We start from the raw sequence: 19,635 nt of genomic DNA on the forward strand, positions 1-19,635 counted from the left end.
CCCCAGGCAGAATCGCGCTGATGGGGCGGGACGAATGACGTAAGAAGCGCTGCCTGTCGGACACGTTGTCGGGGACGGCGAAGACACGGAGCAGCGGCGAAGGTGACGAGGGGTGCGCATGCCGCATCTGCAAGCGCGAGCCGACGGACGCGGTCGTTGGCCGTACGGCGCGGGCCGGTCATGATGCGGCCTCCGCCGCCGGGGTCGGGTCGACCACACGGCGCGGGTAGAGGATCGCGCCGATCTCCTCGTAGAAGGCTTCCGTCTGCTCGGCCGTGAGGACGAGCGCCAGGCCGTCGACTCGCTTCGTTCCGCGCATCAGGCTGAGCGGAATGGCGATACGGCCGGCCTGGGTGTGATGGAGCGGGCTGCCCTCCGCGCGCTCTACCCGCAGAGCAGGTAAGGACGCTGCGGAAGGCCCCTCCGCAGAGTGACCCTTCGTCATGGCACAACAACGTAGGGCCATTTCCCCAGGTCACCCCTGAATCTAATTCAGGGCTGACTGGGGTTCAGGGTCGAAATGGCCAGTTCAGGGTCAAGCCGCGATGCCCATGTGGCTGGCTACTGCGCGAAGGTCGTCGCGGAACAGGGGACGCTCCCGCTTGAGCAGGTCGATCACGGCCTCCCTGACCAGCGGCGAGAAAACGATCTCCTCGGGCGACTGTTCCATCAGCTTGGTGAGCACGTGGACGGTGGCGTAGTCGTCGCGCTGGGTGCGGTTGCAGTTCATGACCTCGATCAAGTACCGCGTGCGGCGCTCCAGCGGCAGCTCGCGGTTGATCTCCACGGTGTCCGCCAGACGCAGGGCCTCGCTCGCGTTGCCCTCCTCGGCAGTCAGGTGAACCTCGTGCATCGCCACGTTGGTGGGACCGAAGCACGTGTGCCAGTCGTTGCGGTCGGAGCCGACGCGCGCGGCAGCGGACTTCGCGCCGCGGTAGAGATCCCAGGCGACAGGCCCCTTCGCGGCGCGCACTGCGGCGACGGCTGCCTGCAGGTGCAGCGCTCCGTGTGCCGACCAGTGCTCCGTCGACGAGTCGTCGGTCGGGGCGCAATGGGCGATCGTTGCCTGTGCCAGTTCGACGCTGTCGTGGACTTCGCCGGCGGAGGTGAGAACGCAGGACAGATTCCAGGCGGCGGCCGCGATGAGAGCCGGGTCGCCGGAGTTGTCGGCGAGCGACAGTCCGCGGTCGGCGGCGATGCGGGCGAGGGTCGGTTCCCCCACGCGGCGAAGCCAGATCTGATGGAGTCCATAGAGACTGACGAGTTGACGCAGTGCTACCTGTTCGTCGGCGCCGGACGCGTCACGTAGGGCGGCGTGTCCCTGCCGGAGGAGCAAGGGCAGGCGGGCCCCCACGTCCTGGTATCGGTTCTTGGCCTGGGTCTCGTACACCTTCCACGCGTCGTCGACGTCCTTCTTGAAGTCCTCGGCGGACACCGATTCGCCAGCGGTAGGGAGCATCGACGAGGGCAGGGATAGTGCGCTGCGGATCTCGGGGACGTGCTCGTGCTCGGTGTCCAGGCCTGCGCCGACGCCGGAGAGGAAGCCGCCCGTGAGATCTTCCAGGGTGCAGCGCAGGACCCTCGCCAGGTCGAAGAGCAGCGAGAGCTTGTCGATCGGGATCTGCTCGTGCTCTACCTTGTAGACCCAGTTCTCCGATCGGCCGATCAGCTCCCCCAGGCCCTTTTGAGAGATGCCGCGCCGCTCACGGAAGTACTTGACCCGTTGTCCGATAGTGAACAACTCGCGTGCACTTAACATGATTTGACCTGTTCTCTGCAGGGGTAGGGCACTCGAAACCAGCGTAGGCCGGTTGGTCGCCCAGAGGGGGGATACTGGATGTCTCTCCCCTCTGCGGGAGGGCACTCAAAGGTCCTCTGCTGAAGTGGCGGGGGCCGCCTTACGAAGCGCGTCTCGCAAGGGAGTTCCTCTTGTCCTCCTCCTACCGCGGCCTGATCCTCGACTTCGGCGGAGTTCTCACCACGCGTATGCGGCTGAACGGACAGGCTTTCGAACGGTCCGAGGGTCTTGAACCAGGCGCCTATTTCCATGCCCTGGACGAGAACCCCGAGGGTGTGGCCGTGTACTCGAAGCTCGAAGTCGGGCAGGCCAGCCAGGAAGACTGGAACCGGGTGATCGGCGGCATCCTCGGCATCGACTCCACAGACCTCATGCGTCGGGCGCTGGCCAACCTCCGGCCCGAGCCGACCATCGTGGCGGCCGCCGACCGGGCCCGAGCTGCCGGGATCAAGGTGGCGATGCTCTCGAACAGTTTCGGCTTGGAGCCCTACAACCCGTACGAGGCGCTGGGGATGTGGGAGGACGCTTTCGACGCGGTGATTCTCTCCGAGCGGGAAGGCGTGCGGAAGCCGTCGGCGTTCATCTACCAGCGGGCACTGGACGCGCTGGGGCTGACGGGCCCGGAGTGCGTGTTCGTCGACGACCACGCCGAGAACCTGCCGCCGGCCGAAGCCCTCGGCATCCGCACCATCCACCACACGACAGACCCCGCGGGGACGGCGGCACAGCTCGACGCGTTGCTGGAGCGCGCGGCCGCCTGATCTACGGCAGCCGCAGGGAGCGCAGCCGTTCGGCGATGGTGAACGAGTCGAGTCGAAGGGCGTGGATGTCGGCGATCAGTTCGCGCCAGGCCTCGAACTTCGTGTTCACGCGCTCCCCGTGCATTCCCAGGTACGCCACGGCCACGCCGAAGCCGTACAGCTCGTTGCGCGCGGGCAGCGGGCGGAGCACGACGCATTCCTCCAGCATCACGGCGGCCCGCCAGAAGGCGTCCGGGTGGTGCTGGTCATGGCGGGGTGGGTCGACCTTGTGCCGGGCGGCCAGGCCGACGAAGACGGAGTAGTCGTTGACCGCGAGGTCGTCGTTCAGCAGCTCAGCCTGGCGTTCCAGGAACCACCGGTAGTCGACGTAGTACTCGGCAGGCACAGGTCAGGCCGCCCGCGGGGCGGTGTGGGCCGGCTCCGGGGCGCCATACTCGGCGTCGAACGCGGCGACCGTCTCCGGGTCGCCGGTGACCTGCCGGAAGATCTCCGCACCCTCGGCCAGGGCGCGCTCGCGCCGCTTCTCCTCAGCCACCTGCGCGAGGTAGGCGTCCAGCGGCAGCCCCGCCGCGTCGGCCAGTGCCTGCAGCGCGTCCGCAGTGATGTCGTCGATCTCGATGCCAGCCATGCACCGAGTATGCCGCCTGCGTCCGCAGCAGGGCCAGCCTGTACAAAATATCGCCCTGACCTGCATTTTCCGGTTCATCTATCAGGCTTGCGGCGGCGCGGGGGACGGCGTCTCAGGCGTCGGCCACTGCCCGTACAGCGGCACGGCCTCGAACACGTCGTCCTGCTGGGCGCCGGCCAGGGCGTCCGCGCGGGTGTACGTGGTGTCGGTGAGCTGGGAGTCCGGGGACCAGCGTCCCTCTTCGTTACGGCGGGCCCTGGAGACTCCGCCGCGCTTGAGGTCGTTGTTGGCGCCCACTCGCAGCGAGTGCGAGCGCACTGGCAGCCCGCCGATGATCTCCTTTCCGGCGGCGGTCGCCCGGGTCTGGATGATCGTGTTGATGGTGCGCCCGGACAAGCGCAGGCCTCGAACGGTGGCATGGGCACGGCCGAGCTGGAGGTCGCCCTTCTTGGTCAGGGCGCGCAGGAAGGGCAGGTGAGGGGCGTCCGCGCCGAGCTCGGCGAGGTCGGCTTTCCAGGCCGCGACGCGGCCGGCGAAGCGCAGGTCGTCGCGGTCGGCGTAGAAGCGCCACGCAGCGGTCTTCGCGTTGGTGGTCTTGGTCTTGGCGACCCGGACCCATACCCCGGGCCGCGGGCCAGTGAGGACCGGGCGTAGGTCGGCGTTGGGCAGGTCAGCGATCTCGATGCCGCGCAGCAGCAGCCGGTAGCCGACGACGAGCGCGGCCGCGTCCCGCCGTCCGATGCGGGTGGACTCGTCGATGGCGTCGAGCACCGGCAGCAGGTGCTCCAGGGTGAGCGCCGCAGCCTGGTCACTCAGCCCGGCCGGGTACTCCAGGTCGCGGTAGTCCTCGATGATGTCGCGGATCTTCGAGCCGTCCGGGCGTTCGCCCTTGGGGTACCAGGTGAGGATGCGGGACAGGTAGGCCAGCAGGGTGTCCGGGCTGTAGGGGGTCCCGCTCGGCTGACCGGTGTCCATCAGGGTGCCGATGTACTCGGCGATGTGCGCTGCGGTGGTGGAGGGCTGAGCAATCCGCCCGTTGGCTTCGCACCAGGCCTGGAAGCGGTTCCGCGTGGAGTCGCGGTTGATCCGGGTGTTGCGAGAGCGGCCGCCCGCGGCGCGGCGCAGACGCTCGCGGGTGCGCTCGGAGACCCGGAAGTCGTCCTCGGTGAACCCCGGATGCTCCTCGACGCGCGGTGGTAGTTCCCCCGGCCCCAGGATGGTGTTCCGGGTGACTCGGTAGCGGGGTGCGGCGGGCTCGTCTGCGGCGCGGTCCGGAAGATGCGCGGGGGCCTCGTCGTCGACGATCTCGCCATAGACGATGTCGTCCGGGTCGGTCGCTTCCGTCGCTGTCGTCACGCCGGCTCCCCTGGCATCTGTCGGTTTCGCTGACCGTCCCTCACTACCTCCTATTCTTCCACGAATAGGAGGTAAGGACACCCTAACTAGTCGACGGTGACTCGATCGAGGGTGCAATGGCGCCCGGAACCGCTCTGCAGCCCGCTGATGGCCGAACGGGGCGCCCTGCATCGGATCGCACCAGGGGGGCCGCGAACGTCGCCCCTGGGGCCCGTTCTGGAGTCCGCTTTTTCTGACGGTTCGTTGATAGATGGCCCATTTGGTCTAGTTGTCTTGGTGGATCAGGGACGGCACGGCGGCATGCCGAAGGGCGTGCCGCCCATGGCACGCTCTTACTTACTTATCTACGAACCTTCCTGGAGCTAATTTGAACGGGTGAATTGCTGCGCGTCATTGCCTGCAGCAATCGTGTATTTCGCGGGCAATCAAATGTCGCAGCGTTGATTCCCAAAGTTCTGCAAGTTGCGGCCAGTGATCTCGGGCGGGCTGGAGTCTCTCAGGCACAGGAACGAGCGCGGCAGCACCAGGAGACCCGGCCGGCACCTGCGGATCGGCCAGCCACAGGACTGCCCCCACCTCGCCCCCCAGCGCCTCTCGCTGCTGCCCATGTTGCTCCGCCATCTCGTCCAGCCACCTGCGGCCCCTGCCCAGGCTTCGCCAGCGGTACTCACCGACCGCCGCGCGGCTGCGCTTCCAAGGTGAGGTCGCGGCGCTGCGGAGCTGAACGGAATCGACCAGCACCAGCAGCGTCTCCGCGCTGCGCAGCAACTCCACAGAGCTGGAGGTGTGGTCCGAGAAGCTGAACAGCAACTCTCCAGAGCTGGAGGGGGGGTCCGGGAAGCTGAACAGCAACTCTCCAGAGTTGGAGGGGGGTTCCGGGGGGCAGCGCTTGCAGGCCTGCCAGTCGGGCCCGATCAGCGATGGCAGCGTCAGCACGAAGACATGAGACTCACCCCTCTGGGCCGCATCGCTCGGCATCTGCAGCGCCTCACGCCAGTGCGTCGAGCGCACGTCGAGCTCCGCCGCTAGGCGCCCCTTCCGTGTCGGCTTTGGGCGCGGCCGCTTGGTCCAGGGCAAGAAGCGTCCGGAGTCGTAGCGTTTCCTGCGGGATGCCTCTTGGTCGCCGCGATAGGGGAAGAACCAGAATTCCGTTGCTTCCTCGCCGACGGGGCGAATCTGCAACGGTAGTTGCAGAGAGAATTCGATGGAGGTGTACCAATGCTGGTCCCTGGAGTCGCGCCGGGGATTATTCTCCTCGTCGGATTCTTCAAGTTCTTCGGATGAGTCGGTGAATTCTTCACCGAAGATAGCCGTTACCTTCTGCTCGATTTCTTCGTCTGTTACATCTGCGGGCTCGAACGGACTGCTGAAGTGTTCTGCCGCCTCACGCAGGATGGCGAGGCCGAGGCAATGCCTATTGTTGCCATCAATGACCTTCAGGTCGTCGGGGTGAATTTCAAAGTGCATCGAATGATCCTCGGAGGGCGTAGCGGTGGTGAAGTCGGGGCTCTGCTTGTCGGTCATCGCTGCGCCTCCCGGCTCTCCGTGGCGAGATTTTTGATCTTTTCTGTGAGACGGTGCCGACGCACCCGCTCCGCACCCGGCTTGATCTCGAGTTGCTCCGCCAGCTCCTCGGACGTGAGACCCGAGAGGATCAATGCGGCGTACTCCCTTTCTCTCGCTGGCAGTTGGGTCAGCACCTCCAGTGCGAAGAGGCGATCGGGCACCGAGGCCTCCGGGTCATCAGCCCGCTCGTCTAGTACGGACGCCATTTCCGCGCCCGCCGCCTGCACGAGGGCGCCTGTCCGGTCCCGGGCCCGGAGGAAGTCGATGCCGCGGCTGACGATCCGGTTCCAGAAGAACTTCTTGACTTCAGTGACGTCCGCGAATTCGTGTTTGCAGGACTCTTCGGCCAGCTTCATCACGATATCCTCGGCGTCCGGCTGGGACAGTCGAAATTTGCCCATGGTGAACCCGAGCAGCCTGCGGTATTCGGCGCGAAAGCATTCCCTGTGCAGCCGATACCGTGACGATTCCGGCTTCGCCATCCCATGACTCACTGCCCCTCGGCTCCCGTGCCCTCCGCTCGGGCCCGCGCCCGAGGACTACCGCAGGGCGCCCGGCGGCCGCCCCCCTTCACCACAACGACGCCCCCCGGGGCCGCCGCGTTACATCGATGGCTACAGAAGCTGTGCGGCCGTGTAATACATCAGTGCCCTGAGCCGTCTCCCGGTGTGAAGGCCAACACGCCTTACGGGGGGCAACCGGCCCAGCGACGGTGTCCCCCGCCGTACGGAGCACAAAGGAACTGCCGTGGCCACTGCCGTTGCACCCGATCTCGCCATGCTCGCTCCCGAGCTGACCATCGACGAACTCAACCAGCTCGCGGCTGCCGGACCCCAAGCGCTCCGCGTCACCATCACGCCGTCCCTCGCCAGGGCCCTACTCAGGCAGAACACCAAGAACCGCAACCTGCGCGAGGCCACCGTGGGCGACTACGTCCGCGACATCGAGTCCGGCGAATGGCCCCTGAACGGCGAGACCATCAAGACCGCCGTCAACGGCGACGTCCTGGACGGGCAGCACCGCCTGACGGCCATCGAGAAGGCTGGCGTGCCGGTCGAGACGTTCATGGTCATCGGCCTCCCCCCGGAGACGCAGGCCACCATGGACGCGGGCCGCCGACGCACCACCGCCGACGCCCTGTCCCTGGAGGACGAGACCCACGCGACGGCCCTGGCCTCCATCCTCCGCCGGGCCTGGGCCTGGAAGCGCGGGGACCGGAAGTTCAGCCAGCGCAGCACCCCCACCACCGCCGAGTGCCGCACCCTGCTCGAACAGCACCCGGAGATACGCCGCTCCGCCGAGATCGCCGTCCGTACCCGCCTGGCCTTCCCCCACATCCCGGCGTCGGCCCTGGGCACCGCGCACTGGCTGTTCAACGCCATCGACTCGGGCGAGTGTGCGGAGTTCTTCGCCCGCGTCGGCGACGGCGCCGAACTGTCGGTCGGGCACCCGATCCTCGCCCTGCGCTCCCGGGTCACCTCCGAGCGCGCCAAGGAGGGCAACATCCCGTGGGCCCGCCACCTGGCCTACCTTGTCCACGCCTGGAACGCGGTGCGCGAGGACCGCACCCTGAGCCGCATGGTCGTGAAGCCGGGCACCCCGGTCCCCACCCCGAAGTAGCCGATCCCCCGCCCGATCAGCCCCGCCGAAGGGAGTCGGCGGGGCCGGACCTTCCCCCACCAGGACTCGTTCGCCCGGAGCACCCCCGATGCCGCAGCCGTACAAGGCCAGCACCATCACCGACCCCGTCCTGGACGGGCTGTACGAGACCCTGCGCCTGTACCAGCACGGCGCGTTCAGCGTGGCCTGCACCGACTGCCATGTCGGGCCCGGCGAACTGTGCCTCGCGCGCCGTGCCGTCCACCGGGCCCGCCGCCGCGCCTACCGAGACAAGCTGGCCACCCGCGAACTCGTGCCGCTGCTCGCGGCCGCGGCGTGATGACCCCGCTGCGGCACCTTCACGTCGTGGTCCTGCGCTACTGCCTCGTGCCCGCTTGCCCCGCAGCATTCGACTGGGCCCGACCCTGGCCGGACGGGTGGAAAGGCGTCGCAGGGCCGGGTGCCAGCGCTCTCTACGCCTGCCCCGACCACAGCCCTGCTTGGGAGCGGCACCGGCCGGTGACCCGCCGCTACCCGGATGAGGGCGGCGTCGCCGCGGTGTGCGCCTGCGGCTGGTCGACCAGGCCCACGCCAACCCTCGGAACGCTGGAAGAAGCGTTCCTCGAGCACCTGGTGCCGGAACTCACCCGCCCCCTCGTCACGACAGCCGCGCTACCCTGATCATCAACACCGCAGCCCTTTGGGGCTGTTGGCCGGAGTGGGACACAGCGAACCCGCCCCCGGCCACACACGACTGGGAGCCCACGATGCTGCACAGCACGATCTGCCCGACCGACGTCCCGACGGCCTCCACGCTGCCGCTGACGTGACGTGACGCACCCCCGAACTGGGGTTTTGCGCTCACGTCCCGTCACGTCACCTCCCGGAGGCCTCCATGTCCCCGTCCCTGGGGCGTGCCCGTCAGACGGGTATCGCCGTCGCCCGCTACGCATTCCGCCGCCGCTTCGAACTCGCCCCCGCGGCCGCCGATCTCGGCCTGACCGCCATGTCCTGGTGGCACCATGTCACCGGCGTCACCTGGCAGGAGCACGCCGCCTACGGCCTCGCCACTCTGGGCGCGGCTGCGCTCGGCTGGAAGGGCCTGACCACCAAGCACAAGGGCATCGCCAGCGCAGGCGCCGGCGGCACGGTCGTCCTGGCGAACACCTGGGCCGGTGCCGCCCTGGGCCCGTCCGTTCCGTCACTCATCGCCGCTACCGTGACCGGAGGCACGGCGTACGCCGTCTACGGCCCGTGGCTGACGAAGCAGCGCAACGAGCGGATGGCGCTGCAGGTAAAGGCGGCCAAGGCGGGTGTCACTGCCGCCGGTCTCGGCACGAACACCGAGGGGCCGAGCCTGACTGGCGCGACCCGCGAGGAGACCAGGCTCGTCAAAGCCCTCGTCGCCATGCTGTCCGTGGCCGATGTGAACGTGACATCACTCGACTACACGCCCTTCGGGTGGCGCGCGACAGTCGAGCTGCCCGCCGGCCGCAACACGGCCCCGCAGAAGGTCATCGCGGCCAAGGAGCAGTTCGCCAACAACCTGGGGCTGCCCGGACGTGTGCGCCTGTCCCGGGGGGAGCACGACAACGAGCTGATCGTCACCCTGTACGAGACCGATCCGCTCGCCGAGCCGATCCCGTGGCCCGGCCCGTCGACGGCGACGTGCCTGGAGCCTGCCGTGCTCGGCGTCGACGCCTACGGCGAACTCGTCCGGATCGCCATGCTCTACAACCACGTCCTCATCGGCGGCGCGACCGACAACGGAAAGTCGGGCCTGCTCAACGTGCTGATCGCCTGGGCTGTCGCCTGCCGAGACACCGAGGTCATGCTCATCGACCTCAAGCCGGGCGCGGTCGAGCTGGGCCCGTGGCGGAGCTGCGCTCTGGGCCTCGCCGACAGCCCGAGCCGCGCCATGCAGCTGCTCAAGATGATCTGGGCTGAGGTCGAGCGCCGAGGACAGCACCTGCGCGACCTCAGCGAGAAGCTGGGCAAGCCGGTCAAGAAGTGGGTGCCCGGCGAGCACGGGCCAGCCTGGTTCGTCTTCATCGACGAGCTCGCCGAGCTCGTGCGGAAGGTACCCGCGGCCGCCAAGCTCGTGGAGTCCCTGCTGCAGGTGGCGCGGTTCGTCGGCATCACCCTGGTCTGCGCGACACAGTCCCCGTCCAACCGGGTGTTCGGCGGGTCCACGGACGGCCGACAGCAGTACCAGGTGCGCCTCGGCCTGGGCGCCAGGGAATCGACCACCGCGAACCTCATCTTCGGCCCCGGCGCGTACGGGGACGGCTGGACGCTCAACGAGCTGGACGCGCCGGGAAAGTTCCTGCGCTGGGATCGGGAGCACCAGGAGCCCGTGGAGGCCCGCGCCTACCTGATGACCGCAGACGACATCGGTGCGACCACTCACCGGTACGCGCTGGACGACACCGCGGTGGAGGCCCGGCCGCACCCGGGCATCGAGCACGAGCCGGACGACGACCCCACGCCCCCGACTCCGCCGTCCGGGCCGGGCGGCGGCCGGCCGGCCCTGCGCGCCGTGCCTACCTTCCCCGACGGCAGCGAGGTTCCCGACAACCGCCACGAACTGTGGCAGGCCGTGGAGAAGGCGGGCAGCCGCGGCATCACCATCAAGGAACTGCTGGCCCTGCAGCCAGACGGGGTGTCCTCCCGCGGCGGCATCAGCGATCCGCTGCAGGTGTGGGCCAGCAAGGGGCACATAGTCCAGTCCGGTACCCGCGACCGCTCGCAGGTCTGGATCACTGCTCCCCGCCGCGTGGCGAAGGTTGCGGCTACGGACCAGCGCAGCGAATCAGCCACGGTCAGCGGCTGAATTACGCACCACGGCCCCGTCCCGACGGGGCCGTGGCATGATCTGCGCATGATCAAGGGGTGGGGGGCCGCCGCGAGCATCGTGTTCGCCGTCGCGGCCGCAGTAGGAGTGTCCGGGTGCGGGGGAGATGCAGACGGCGACGCGAAGAAGCCGGCGGCCGCGTCAGCGAAGGCGCCGAGCTTCAGCGAGGCTTCGAAGACCTTCCAGGACGTCGCCGCGAACGCGTACCTCGACGACGTGTGCACGACGGAGGCTGGGACCTGCTGGGACAAGATGAACGGCACCGTGGATGCGGCGCGCGACCTGCGTAAGGCGATGAACGCCGAGAAGAGCGTCGGCCCCGAGTTCTGGACCGAGGCCTACGCGCTCATCGACACGATGGAAGAGGGCCTGGCGGTGGGCGAGGATCAGGGCGCCCCGGCTGGTGCCGCGACCCTTCCCGAGGCGACCAACCGGGACGACATCTTCGGGTCGGCGCACGATCTCGCCGACTGGCTCGACGAGCACCCCATCAAGTAGGGCGTTCTAGCGCCCCTTCTTCTTCACGCAGAGGAAGAGCAGGCCCGTGAACGGCAAGTAACCGAGAGCCACCGCGGGGGCCGCGATGAAGGCGCGGAGCATCCATTCCCACACAGTGGGGGCGGGGGAGAGAACGCTGAAGCCGGAAGGCGTGGCGCTGTACAGGGAGCTTGAGCGGACGTATCCGAAGCTGCGGGATCTCGCGGCGGCGACGAGTACCGCTCAGACGAATCAGATGGTGGGCTACGCGTACGGGTTCGCGCGGGCGATGCTCGCCGAGAGGAACTTGCCCGAAGCGCGGAAGAAGCTCGAATGGATGGAGCGGGAGCTCGCCCGGGTGCAGCCCGCCAGCGGGGAAGCTCCGTAGCCTTCCTGGCCGGCCATTTGGCGAGGCGCAGTAGCTGCTACAGCTGGTACGCCAAGATCGGAGACGAGACACTGCCCAACCCGGGGCGCGTCTGATCTCCGAGGGGGCTCTCGTGTCGGTGATTACGCTGCTGGTGGCTTTGCTGCTGATCATGGTCGTACTGCTGACTGTGTGCGCTGTCGCCTACGCCGTGCATCGCAGACCGTCCCTGAACGGCCCGGTCACCGCTGGTATCGCCACGGTGGCGGCGCTGGCCGCCGTGTTCGCCGCGGTGCTCAGTGCAGGTGGCAGCCGGTGAGCGGCTGTGTGCGGCCCGGCCGCCATGCCCGAGATCTGGGGCGGGGTACCGCGCCGCAACACCCGCTTCACCGGCCGCGAGCCGCTCCTGAACGATGCCTACCGCCGGCTCCCGGGCACCGGGGCGGGCGAGTGACCGTCCGGCTTCCCCCTCGTTGTCGGGGTGGAGCCGGGCGCGAGCCGGTATCTTCAAAGAACGTTCTTAGAGGAGACACCTATCGTGGCTGATACCTTCCGCTATTCGGCATTCATTGATTCAGTGCATGCGAATCGTTTGAAGGCGCTGCGCCGGAAAGGCTCTCAGGCCGTGTCGGATAAGGCGCGGGAGTTGGTAGGTGCGGGGTGGAGTTCTGTTGAGGCGCGGTTGGAGGCGCGGCGTCGTTGCCGTGAGCAGTGGCCGCCGCTCGATGTTGTGGTGGGGCGCGCCCTGGAGCAGCGGCTGAGTGAGCCGGACTTGGCCGGCCCGTGGGCGCCGCTGACTGACGCGGAGGAGGAGTTCATGAGCCTTTCCGGGCGGTGGCCGAGCAAGAACTACCCGGGATTCCTCGTGAAGCGAGCGTATGACCTGCCTGTTGACCTGCTGAAACGGGCTCGTACGGCCGCGTTCCGGGCGAGTGAGGGGCCGCTGGCGGAGCTCGATGAGCGAGGCCTGACGTACAACCGGCTCGACCTGGAAGAGGAGGAGCGGCGGATCAGGGATGAGCTGCTGGACAAGGTGTATCCGGTGCCGCGGATCCTCCGTCAGGGCCTCGCCCGGTACGGGCCCTGGCCGCACGAGGATGACCTCCCGGCCGGGTGATTCTAAGAACGTTCTTAGAATAGTTCCGGCTCATGATTTCCTCGAAAAGTGACTCGTGGGCGTTTCTCGTTTCGGCTTGAATTCCTCTCGTCGGATGCGCTAAATGTTCTGTGAGTCGATTTCGAGGAGGTTGTAATGCCGTCGTATGTGCCGCCGGTGCCGGGACTTCTGCGCTACACCTGGTGGGGTGACGTCCCCGAAGGGCTGTACACCAAGACGCAGCTCGCCGCGATGGACCCTCCGCGCAAGCCGGGAGGGGACCCGGTCGCCCAAGTGCTGTACCACGGCAACAGCTACGCGCCGCTGTACGAGGTGACGGCCGCGGTGCCGAAGCGGTCCTGCACGCCGGCGCAGCGCGCAGCCCTGGGCCGTGCCCGTGCCCTTCAGTACGTGTGCCGGCGGTGCGGTGACCGCCGTGACTACCCCCTCGGGAGCGGGCGCTGGTGTGAGCCCTGCTCGTACGCCGTCGGGCTGTACGCCGCGCACGCGAAGGCCCATCGGTTCGCCCGCGAGATCGTCAGTGATCACGGCGCGGCCCTCCTGGTCGTCGGGGCCGGGCCCGGCGAGTACGCGCAGCCGGAAACCGTCGCCGTCCTGCGTGTCCACGACCGGGAGCTGCTGCACGAGGGGCCTGCCGGGGCGTACGGCACGCCGGAGCGCGCAGCAGCCCTCGACCGGCTCGACCAGCTCCTGGACGGCCGCCGCGTCGTCCACGAGACCGACCGGGGCCCGGTCAGCCGCTACCCCTCCATGCTCGTCACGCCGCCCGGACAGCTCGTCAGCAGCGAACGCGACGGCCTTCACCCGTGGCTGAGCCCGCACCGCGAGAGCGCCGACAAGGCCGACTACGTCTCGCGGCTGTGGCGGCAGTGGTTCGCCTGGACGAGGGACGAGTGGACAGGGATGGCGAGCGAGCCGTGGGACCAGGAGCGCGGGGTGTGGGTCGCCTGGGCGCGCACCGCGCAGGCCACCGACGACGCCCGCGGCCTGGCCGGACTTCTGCACCGGATCGCCGAGGGCACCGAACCGGTATGGGAGCGGGCCCGGTGGATCGAGGATGGCCACGGCGAGCCGGACCTGACGAGGGGAACGCGGCGCCGGAAGGCCGCGGCGGGGGTGGCAGCCTGATGCCGCAGATCCGACTCATGGGCGACGATCGAGAGCTGACCGGCCGGACCCTGGACGCTCTCCTGCGGGCCCTGAACGCCTCACCGGAACTGGTCGTCGGGGACGTCGCGAACCGGCCTCCACGCGGCGACGGGGCGCGGTTCTACATCGAGGTACTGCCCGTGGGATGCGCCCCGGCCGAGGAGGTGACGGTCACGGTCGAGCGGGACAGCCCGCGGCCGCCGCGCCGTAGAGGCCTCCCCCGCAGCCGATAGCCTCGCCGCATGAGCACTACGAACGATGCCAGTTAAGATTCCTTGCCTCAACGAAGCGTCCCGCATTCCACAGAGGGATCATGCATTTTCGACCTAAATGGCCATACAGCCCAAAGATGCGCATGCCGTACATAAAGGCTTCGGAGGACTGGGCCGCTGTACTCGGCGCCTCAATCTTCTGTGCAGCCATCGCAAACATGGTGTGCGATGGGCTTGGGTGGCCAGACTGGCTGCCGTGGTTGATTCCGATAGCCGGGCTCTGCTGGAGCATAGAACGACGCGTGCGCGCTTTCAACGAACTCGCACACCAGTGGAACACCAAGATCGAACACGAGGAAGCGGCTGCTGTGAAGGAGTAGGAACGCGATTAGCCTGGCGATCAGGTGATCAGCCGCTTGAACCGCGGATACGCGGTCCGTTCACCGGTCGTGGTGGAGCGCGATGGCAGGCACGTCCGGCCGTAGGCTCGGATCATGGCTGACCCAGGGCAGAAGAGCGGCGAGGCCGTGCAGATCCCGCCGAGCTCGACGCCGTGTTCCCGGCGCTGCGGGACTTGGCGGCCGCGCTGGGCGGGCCGGAGCTGAACAGGATGGCCGGGTACACGTTCGGGTACGCGGACGCGATGCTCGTGGAGGGGAACCGCCCGCGGCGCGCGAGAAGGCCCGGTGCTCCCGAGGATCGACCCCTCGGCTCCCGTGCGTCATCGCAGGTCACGGCGATTACAGAGAGCCACTTGTCACTTGGTGGCAGCTTCGGGAGGACCGGGCCGAGAAGTTGGAGTGGCTGAAGACGGAGCCGATCGCCGAGTCCCACGCTGCCCAAGATGCTAGGCGGCGGGCGTAGCCACCGGGAGCAGCATGGACACCGCGGCGTTGGTCGTCGGGTCTGCCTTGAAGAAGCGGAGGATGGCGGCCTCGCTCTCGACGGGGCCATACGGCCATGGCCGGGTGGTGAGGGCGAAGGAGATCTGCCCGTGCTGCCGGGCGATGACAGCCCACTCTGTGGTCACGGGGAGCGTGATCGGGACGCCGGGGAGGCCGAGGACGGTGACAGTGAGGCCTTCGAGGACGGCCGTCACGGGCATGCCGTGGATCTCCGGGTTCTCCACCATGCTGCCCTCGTGCATGCCCCAAGCCGCGACGAGCTTGCGGAGTGCCGACTGCGCGGCCTGGGGACCGAGTTCTCCATCGCCCGGCAAGTACGCCGCCAGGAAGGCGAAGTCACCGCCGAACGACGGTTTCCCGATCCACCCCATGGCGGTGATCTTTCCGTAGAGCCACGGCTTCAAGGCGGTGTCATTGCTGTTCATGCCGGGAGCGTACCGAGGCGCACCGACAGGCCGGGTCAGGGCTTGACGCGGGCCTACAGATGGGCGACAGCGCGCGACGTAAGCACGCGCGGGCCCGCAACCTTCCCCGGCTCGCTACTCCCGGCGGGCGATCCCCCTACGGAAGGACGTGCACCCGTATGACCAACTGGACCCCGAAGCTGACCAACGTCACCGGTACCGATGGCACCTCCGGCACCGGCCAGTACGTCTCCGCGAACGGCATCTGCACCTTCACCGCGCAGATTGTCGCCAAGAAGGAGACTGCCGCGGCCGACGCCGCTGGCTTCGGCCTGACTCTGCCCGTCCCGGCCGCGGCTGGCTGCCGCTACGTCTTCCAGGCCAGCCTCGACGGGCGCGACGCGGACAACGGTGTCTGGAGCGGCGAAGCACAGATCTACGCCGGTTCGGACGGCACGAAGATCGACCGCATTCGGGTCACCGGCACATCGAACGGTGCCGCGCTGCAGAACATCGGCCACCTCTACGGAGACGTCGAGGGGGCCACCGAGGCGGAGATCATCACGGTCACCGGCTCGTACCCGGCCGCCTGATCCCCGGCATGCCAGCGGGGGCCGACGGAGCTTCTTCCGTCGGCCCCCGCTGGCATGTCCGCAGGGTCTACCACGCCTCTTCAGCGATCAGGGCCTTCAGCCCGGCCGCAGCCTCGTTGACTGCTTGGTGCACTTCGGGCACCAGGTCCAGTGCAGCCGTTGCCGCACGCGGACTGGGCTCCGGATCGGCCAGAACTGCCAAGAACGCCTCCAGCGGCGTCAGCGCGATGAGCTGGCGTGTCCACGCCTTCCGCGCGTCGTCGGCCGCGTAGCGGTCCGTCAGGACCTCTGCAGGGGTCAACGGAGCCTCACCGTGCCCCTCGACCTGCAGAAGGGCAGCCACTCCGTTGTCGCGGATGTACTCGTCGATGAGGTCTTGCTCCGGCTTGCCGGAAATGCTGTTATCGAACATCACCGCGAGGCGATCGGCCAGCACCCGTTCCCGCATGTTCCGCGGCCGTGGAGCCTTCCGCTTCTCCAGCCACTCCCGGATGTGCCAGGAGTTCGGGTAGTACCCCTGGTCCCAGGGGAGTTCTTCGGTGGTCATGGTGAGCCGAATCGTGGCCAGCGCCCACGTGAAGTCGCTGTACGAGCGGAAGGGTGTCGCCTCACCCAGGACCTCCGCATCGACTTCCTCCGCGGCCGCGGTGAGCTGAGCGACCGTCGGGCCGTCAACCCATCGCAGGAACCACTTCGCCGGCCGGTAGTACTCGTCGAGCTCAGCGCGCACAGTGTTCTGCGGCAGCTCGAAGCGCTTGTTGAGCTCCCGCGCCAAGGCGTGCAGCCGCTTGGCCCGGTTAGCGACCGGCATCGTCGTCGCCGAGCAGTTCGGCGTGGAAGCGCCGGGTGGCTTCCTGCCTGGCCTGGATGTGCGCCACGGCGTCCGGGTCCTGCAGGTCGGTGATTGGGAAGAGGCTCGGTCCCAGCCGCCCGCCGTACAGCTGAGCGTAGGCGGTGATGAGCTGCACGGTCCGCTTCGCATCGACGCCCGGGTCCTTGTACGTCTCGAACGTCTCGCCGTTCTCCGCGGTGACCGTCGTACTGATCTTGTGGTCGAAGGTCTTCAGGGACTGCCGCAGACTGCCGACCTTCTCGTGCACCATGCGCCAGTTGCCGTCTTCGGCGTAGCCCATCAGCTCGGAGAACTTGAGCAAGACGTACACGAAGTCTTCCGCGAGGACGTCCTCCATGCTCGTCGCGCCGAGCAGTTCGGACAGCTGGGGCCCGTCGGTCATATCTCGCCCTTCACGCAGGGTAGGGGTGGTTGTCCAGTCTGGCAGGACTAAGCTGTTGATCAGGTCCGGATGCCGCATCCCCCGTCGGCATCCGGACCGTCAGTGTGTACGGCGCCGGGTCAGCCGCGCCCACACGGACGGCGGCGGCTGCAGCGCGGTCCGGGCCGCTTGTCCGAAGGCAGCCAGCGCCTCTTCGAAACGAGCGTGATCGTCGACGGCGCTTGCGGCGGCCATGACGGCTTCGACAGCTTCAACCAGGCGCGCGTCTTGATGCCGCATCAGCGGAGTTGCGGCGGCGCCGAGCTGGACGGTGGACGCCTGCAGGTTGGCCAGTGCGACCTTGCGAGCGTGGATCTCACGGCTGATGAGCTGGGCGGCATCCCGCAGACCCGCCACGTAGCGCCAGTTGTCCTGAGCCGTGGAGCTGGCGATCCCACCGATGGATCCGAGGAGTACGACCGCAGTCGCGCGCCACTTCTCCTTGCGCCCTTCCCAGATCGAGTCGCTGATGTTGGCGGCGGCCCGGACTGCGATTGCTGAGGTGATGAAGGCGTCGACCTGGCCCTGCAGCGTGGCCCTGTCGGCGGCGCGGTCCTGCCGGTCGCGGGCGCGGTTGGTCAGTGAGTTCGTCAGGAGAGCGACCAGGAACGCCGCGAGAATCGGCAGGAGCAGGTCGGCGTGACGTGTGAAGGTGTCGAGAGCGTTGTGCACGTCGGCAGCTTCAGGGACTGGAGTGCCTGCGCGGAGGGTTGTGGCGGTTCTGCAGCAGAACGAAGACCGGCCCGGAACCGGTCAGCCGCCGGCGGCCGCGCGGGTGGCGACGGTGAAGTGCGCGCCGACGAGCGCGTCCTCGAGGTCCTCGGCGTCCAGCCGTTCCCGTATGACCTGGCGTAGCCACGCGGCCGGCTCCTGGCCGTCGCGCGCGGCGGCTGCGGCGATGCGGTCCAGGTCGGTGTCCGTGAACAGCTCCATCATGGGCGCGACGGTAGCAGTGTCACCGGCGGGGGAGGAGTGCGTACGGGCGCAGAGGTACCCCGATGACCTGCAGGACGAGGTTGCGGTGTGCGGCGTGCAGGGTGCGCACGGCGGCCCGGGTCAGGCCCGGCTTCGGCGCCGGGGCGCCGTTGCGGGCCCTGCCGGGCTTCGTTGGGATCCACAGGTAGCCGGGGTCGGTGCCTTGGAGCTTCATGATGCCGGTGCGGACGGCGAGCCAGCGGCGCAGGATTTCCACGCTGTGCTTGTCGAGCGGGTGGTCGAAGTCAGCGACGGTCGCGACGGGGACCGGGCGGCGCTCTAGGTCGACATCGGTGACGTTGAGTCCGTGGAGCTGGGGCACGGAGCGGCCGGTGGCGGCGACGAGGGCGGCCACCGCGGCGGTGCGGATGGAGGTGGCGGCGTTGGCGCCGGTGGGGCGCCGCACCGCGAGGGTGCGCAGCAGCTTGTAGGCCTGCTCAGGCTCCAGGCGGTCGCCGTGCCCGGTGGGCGGGTAGGCGCGGCGCAGGCTCAGCCCGAGGTACTCGGTGAAGGCGTTGTACGTCTGGATGCGGGCGCGTTGGGAGTCGTATGCCGCGGCGGCGTCGGGGCCGAGGAGGGTGTTGCGGCGCCGGGTCTCGCCGGCGTCGGCTGCGTCGAGCCAGGAGTCGGTGCGCTCGGGCTCGACGAGTTCTTCGGCGGTGAGGGAAGCGGTCTTCTCCTCGTTGAGGACGTGCTCCAGGAACTCGGTGAGCAGCGTGCCGCGCAGTCGGACGGTCTCGTCGGCGTACCCGGCTTCCTGCTGGGCGTTCACGAAGGCGCCGATCGCCCCGAGGGCGTCGGTGGTGCGCGGGTTCGGCATGCCGACAGCGTACGGAATCCAGTCCCGCCATTCTGGATAACAGCAAGAAGCGCAGAGAGCCCCCTCCCCCGGCAAGCTGCGGGTCTCGTCTTGGTCCGTGTCGGACCAAATCGGTCCGTGCAGGCCCGGTACGGTCCTTGTACGACCCCCGCGCAACCCGGGGCGGGGCCTGGGCCCCGCGGGCCTTCCTCGCTTCTTGCTGTTATCCGTGATGCCGGCTTGGTCGGCGCCCGCGGGAAGCTGTCAACGAAGCCTCCCGGGGGCGCGTCACCCCTACAGACGGCGCACCCCCGGCGGGTGTTACAGCACACTTGCCCGAGGGGCTGGGGCCTGCCGCGGCTCTGAAGACGCGGTGACGTTGGTCGTCAGGCCCGCGCTTGGGGGCGGCAATGGCTGCACGGGCTCCATCGTGGCGGTACAGCGTCGGCCTGATAAGACAGCACCGGCGCCCCCTGCCATCCCTGGCGGAACATCTCGCAGGTGGGCGAGTGGAAGAAGTCACTGGTCATCGTGGTGATGACCTCGTTCTCGTCGAGGTCCCATGCACCGGGCCGCATCATCCGGCCGTACTGGTCCTTACGAAGGCCGGCAGCGATACCGCCGTCCTTTCGCCCCCACTGCGTCACGGTGCTGATTCCACAGGCTTCGGCGAACTCGTAGACGTCGAAGTTGGGATCCATGTAGCCGAGCACCTGCGCGGTCACCCACATGACGTTGGTCTTCAACGTCATGGTCTCCTCCGGCTTCAGCTCCCCGACGTTGTGGCTCTTAGGGTCTGTA

General features: G+C 68.3%; 26 protein-coding genes. 12 read left to right on the top strand and 14 right to left on the bottom strand.

All coding sequences use genetic code 11. The features are described from left to right. Window positions 1–178: 178 nt before the first annotated feature. Window positions 179–319: a hypothetical protein gene (locus ACFW6B_RS23205; RefSeq protein WP_386598436.1), complete on the bottom strand. Its 141-nt coding sequence runs from the start codon at window positions 317–319 to the stop codon at window positions 179–181. A 216-nt stretch (window positions 320–535) separates the two neighbouring features. Beyond that, on the bottom strand, window positions 536–1,741 hold the full coding sequence (locus ACFW6B_RS23210) for a helix-turn-helix transcriptional regulator (protein WP_386598437.1): 1,206 nt from the start codon (window positions 1,739–1,741) through the stop codon (window positions 536–538). 188 nt (window positions 1,742–1,929) lie between these two features. Between ACFW6B_RS23210 and ACFW6B_RS23215 the strand changes: the two genes are divergently transcribed. Beyond that, window positions 1,930–2,559: an HAD-IA family hydrolase gene (locus ACFW6B_RS23215; RefSeq protein ID WP_386598438.1), complete on the top strand. Its 630-nt coding sequence runs from the start codon at window positions 1,930–1,932 to the stop codon at window positions 2,557–2,559. Between the two features lies 1 nt (window position 2,560). Here the strand turns inward: ACFW6B_RS23215 and ACFW6B_RS23220 are convergent, their stop codons facing one another. The 5 genes from ACFW6B_RS23220 to ACFW6B_RS23240 all read right to left on the bottom strand — a co-directional run bounded on the left by ACFW6B_RS23220 (window position 2,561) and on the right by ACFW6B_RS23240 (window position 6,591). Continuing rightward, entirely contained in the window at window positions 2,561–2,944 is a 384-nt protein-coding gene (locus ACFW6B_RS23220; RefSeq protein WP_386598439.1) for a toxin Doc, read from the bottom strand. Between the two features lie 3 nt (window positions 2,945–2,947). Then, the gene (locus ACFW6B_RS23225) at window positions 2,948–3,187 is read right to left on the bottom strand and encodes an antitoxin MazE7 (RefSeq protein WP_386598440.1); all 240 of its coding nucleotides are present in this window, start codon (window positions 3,185–3,187) and stop codon (window positions 2,948–2,950) included. An 81-nt stretch (window positions 3,188–3,268) separates the two neighbouring features. Beyond that, window positions 3,269–4,543 (bottom strand): hypothetical protein, encoded by a 1,275-nt coding sequence (locus ACFW6B_RS23230; protein ID WP_386598441.1) that lies wholly within the window; start codon window positions 4,541–4,543, stop codon window positions 3,269–3,271. Window positions 4,544–4,933: 390 nt separating this feature from the next. Continuing rightward, entirely contained in the window at window positions 4,934–6,067 is a 1,134-nt protein-coding gene (locus ACFW6B_RS23235) for a hypothetical protein (protein ID WP_386598442.1), read from the bottom strand. Then, a complete protein-coding gene (locus tag ACFW6B_RS23240; RefSeq protein ID WP_386598443.1) occupies window positions 6,064–6,591 on the bottom strand; it encodes an RNA polymerase sigma factor in 528 nt (175 codons plus the stop codon). The genes ACFW6B_RS23235 and ACFW6B_RS23240 overlap by 4 nt, the downstream gene beginning before the upstream one ends. 265 nt (window positions 6,592–6,856) lie before the next feature. Between ACFW6B_RS23240 and ACFW6B_RS23245 the strand changes: the two genes are divergently transcribed. The 10 genes from ACFW6B_RS23245 to ACFW6B_RS23290 all read left to right on the top strand — a co-directional run bounded on the left by ACFW6B_RS23245 (window position 6,857) and on the right by ACFW6B_RS23290 (window position 14,264). Continuing rightward, window positions 6,857–7,729, top strand: a complete 873-nt coding sequence (locus tag ACFW6B_RS23245) for a hypothetical protein (protein ID WP_386598444.1) — start codon at window positions 6,857–6,859, stop codon at window positions 7,727–7,729. An 88-nt stretch (window positions 7,730–7,817) separates the two neighbouring features. Next, a complete protein-coding gene (locus ACFW6B_RS23250; protein ID WP_386598445.1) occupies window positions 7,818–8,048 on the top strand; it encodes a hypothetical protein in 231 nt (76 codons plus the stop codon). A gap of 555 nt (window positions 8,049–8,603) precedes the next feature. After that, the gene (locus ACFW6B_RS23255) at window positions 8,604–10,541 is read left to right on the top strand and encodes an FtsK/SpoIIIE domain-containing protein (RefSeq protein WP_386598446.1); all 1,938 of its coding nucleotides are present in this window, start codon (window positions 8,604–8,606) and stop codon (window positions 10,539–10,541) included. A gap of 48 nt (window positions 10,542–10,589) precedes the next feature. Further along, a complete protein-coding gene (locus ACFW6B_RS23260) occupies window positions 10,590–11,060 on the top strand; it encodes a hypothetical protein (RefSeq protein ID WP_386598447.1) in 471 nt (156 codons plus the stop codon). Between the two features lie 85 nt (window positions 11,061–11,145). After that, window positions 11,146–11,427, top strand: coding sequence for a hypothetical protein (locus ACFW6B_RS23265; protein ID WP_386598448.1), 282 nt, complete (start codon window positions 11,146–11,148; stop codon window positions 11,425–11,427). A gap of 112 nt (window positions 11,428–11,539) precedes the next feature. Beyond that, a complete protein-coding gene (locus tag ACFW6B_RS23270; protein WP_386598449.1) occupies window positions 11,540–11,725 on the top strand; it encodes a hypothetical protein in 186 nt (61 codons plus the stop codon). A gap of 219 nt (window positions 11,726–11,944) precedes the next feature. Beyond that, entirely contained in the window at window positions 11,945–12,523 is a 579-nt protein-coding gene (locus ACFW6B_RS23275) for a hypothetical protein (RefSeq protein ID WP_386598450.1), read from the top strand. A gap of 135 nt (window positions 12,524–12,658) precedes the next feature. Further along, window positions 12,659–13,651, top strand: a complete 993-nt coding sequence (locus ACFW6B_RS23280; protein WP_386598451.1) for a hypothetical protein — start codon at window positions 12,659–12,661, stop codon at window positions 13,649–13,651. Beyond that, window positions 13,651–13,905, top strand: coding sequence for a hypothetical protein (locus tag ACFW6B_RS23285; RefSeq protein ID WP_386598452.1), 255 nt, complete (start codon window positions 13,651–13,653; stop codon window positions 13,903–13,905). Before ACFW6B_RS23280 ends, ACFW6B_RS23285 begins: the two co-directional genes overlap by 1 nt. Before the next feature lie 122 nt (window positions 13,906–14,027). Beyond that, window positions 14,028–14,264 carry a hypothetical protein gene (locus ACFW6B_RS23290; RefSeq protein WP_386598453.1) on the top strand — a complete coding sequence of 79 codons (237 nt, stop codon included), beginning with the start codon at window positions 14,028–14,030 and terminating at the stop codon, window positions 14,262–14,264. Between the two features lie 467 nt (window positions 14,265–14,731). Here ACFW6B_RS23290 and ACFW6B_RS23295 read toward each other — a convergent pair whose 3' ends face one another. Then, window positions 14,732–15,214, bottom strand: coding sequence for a DUF5949 family protein (locus tag ACFW6B_RS23295; protein ID WP_386598454.1), 483 nt, complete (start codon window positions 15,212–15,214; stop codon window positions 14,732–14,734). 158 nt (window positions 15,215–15,372) lie between these two features. Here ACFW6B_RS23295 and ACFW6B_RS23300 point away from each other — a divergent pair, with 158 nt between their 5' ends. After that, the gene (locus tag ACFW6B_RS23300; protein ID WP_386598455.1) at window positions 15,373–15,786 is read left to right on the top strand and encodes a hypothetical protein; all 414 of its coding nucleotides are present in this window, start codon (window positions 15,373–15,375) and stop codon (window positions 15,784–15,786) included. A gap of 67 nt (window positions 15,787–15,853) precedes the next feature. Here the strand turns inward: ACFW6B_RS23300 and ACFW6B_RS23305 are convergent, their stop codons facing one another. From ACFW6B_RS23305 to ACFW6B_RS23330, 6 genes are all read right to left on the bottom strand, one after another. Further along, window positions 15,854–16,597, bottom strand: a complete 744-nt coding sequence (locus ACFW6B_RS23305; protein ID WP_386598456.1) for a hypothetical protein — start codon at window positions 16,595–16,597, stop codon at window positions 15,854–15,856. Further along, window positions 16,584–17,021 carry a hypothetical protein gene (locus ACFW6B_RS23310; RefSeq protein ID WP_386598457.1) on the bottom strand — a complete coding sequence of 146 codons (438 nt, stop codon included), beginning with the start codon at window positions 17,019–17,021 and terminating at the stop codon, window positions 16,584–16,586. Before ACFW6B_RS23310 ends, ACFW6B_RS23305 begins: the two co-directional genes overlap by 14 nt. A 99-nt stretch (window positions 17,022–17,120) precedes the next feature. Then, entirely contained in the window at window positions 17,121–17,732 is a 612-nt protein-coding gene (locus tag ACFW6B_RS23315; RefSeq protein WP_386598458.1) for a hypothetical protein, read from the bottom strand. Window positions 17,733–17,813: 81 nt separating this feature from the next. Next, window positions 17,814–17,996 carry a hypothetical protein gene (locus ACFW6B_RS23320; protein ID WP_386598459.1) on the bottom strand — a complete coding sequence of 61 codons (183 nt, stop codon included), beginning with the start codon at window positions 17,994–17,996 and terminating at the stop codon, window positions 17,814–17,816. Window positions 17,997–18,015: 19 nt separating this feature from the next. Next, the gene (locus ACFW6B_RS23325; protein WP_386598460.1) at window positions 18,016–18,855 is read right to left on the bottom strand and encodes a hypothetical protein; all 840 of its coding nucleotides are present in this window, start codon (window positions 18,853–18,855) and stop codon (window positions 18,016–18,018) included. Window positions 18,856–19,220: 365 nt separating this feature from the next. Then, window positions 19,221–19,586: a hypothetical protein gene (locus tag ACFW6B_RS23330; protein WP_386598461.1), complete on the bottom strand. Its 366-nt coding sequence runs from the start codon at window positions 19,584–19,586 to the stop codon at window positions 19,221–19,223. Between the last annotated feature and the right edge of the window lie 49 nt (window positions 19,587–19,635).

The sequence above is a fragment of the Streptomyces sp. NPDC058751 genome (genome assembly GCF_042746485.1).
GTDB lineage: Bacteria > Actinomycetota > Actinomycetes > Streptomycetales > Streptomycetaceae > Streptomyces.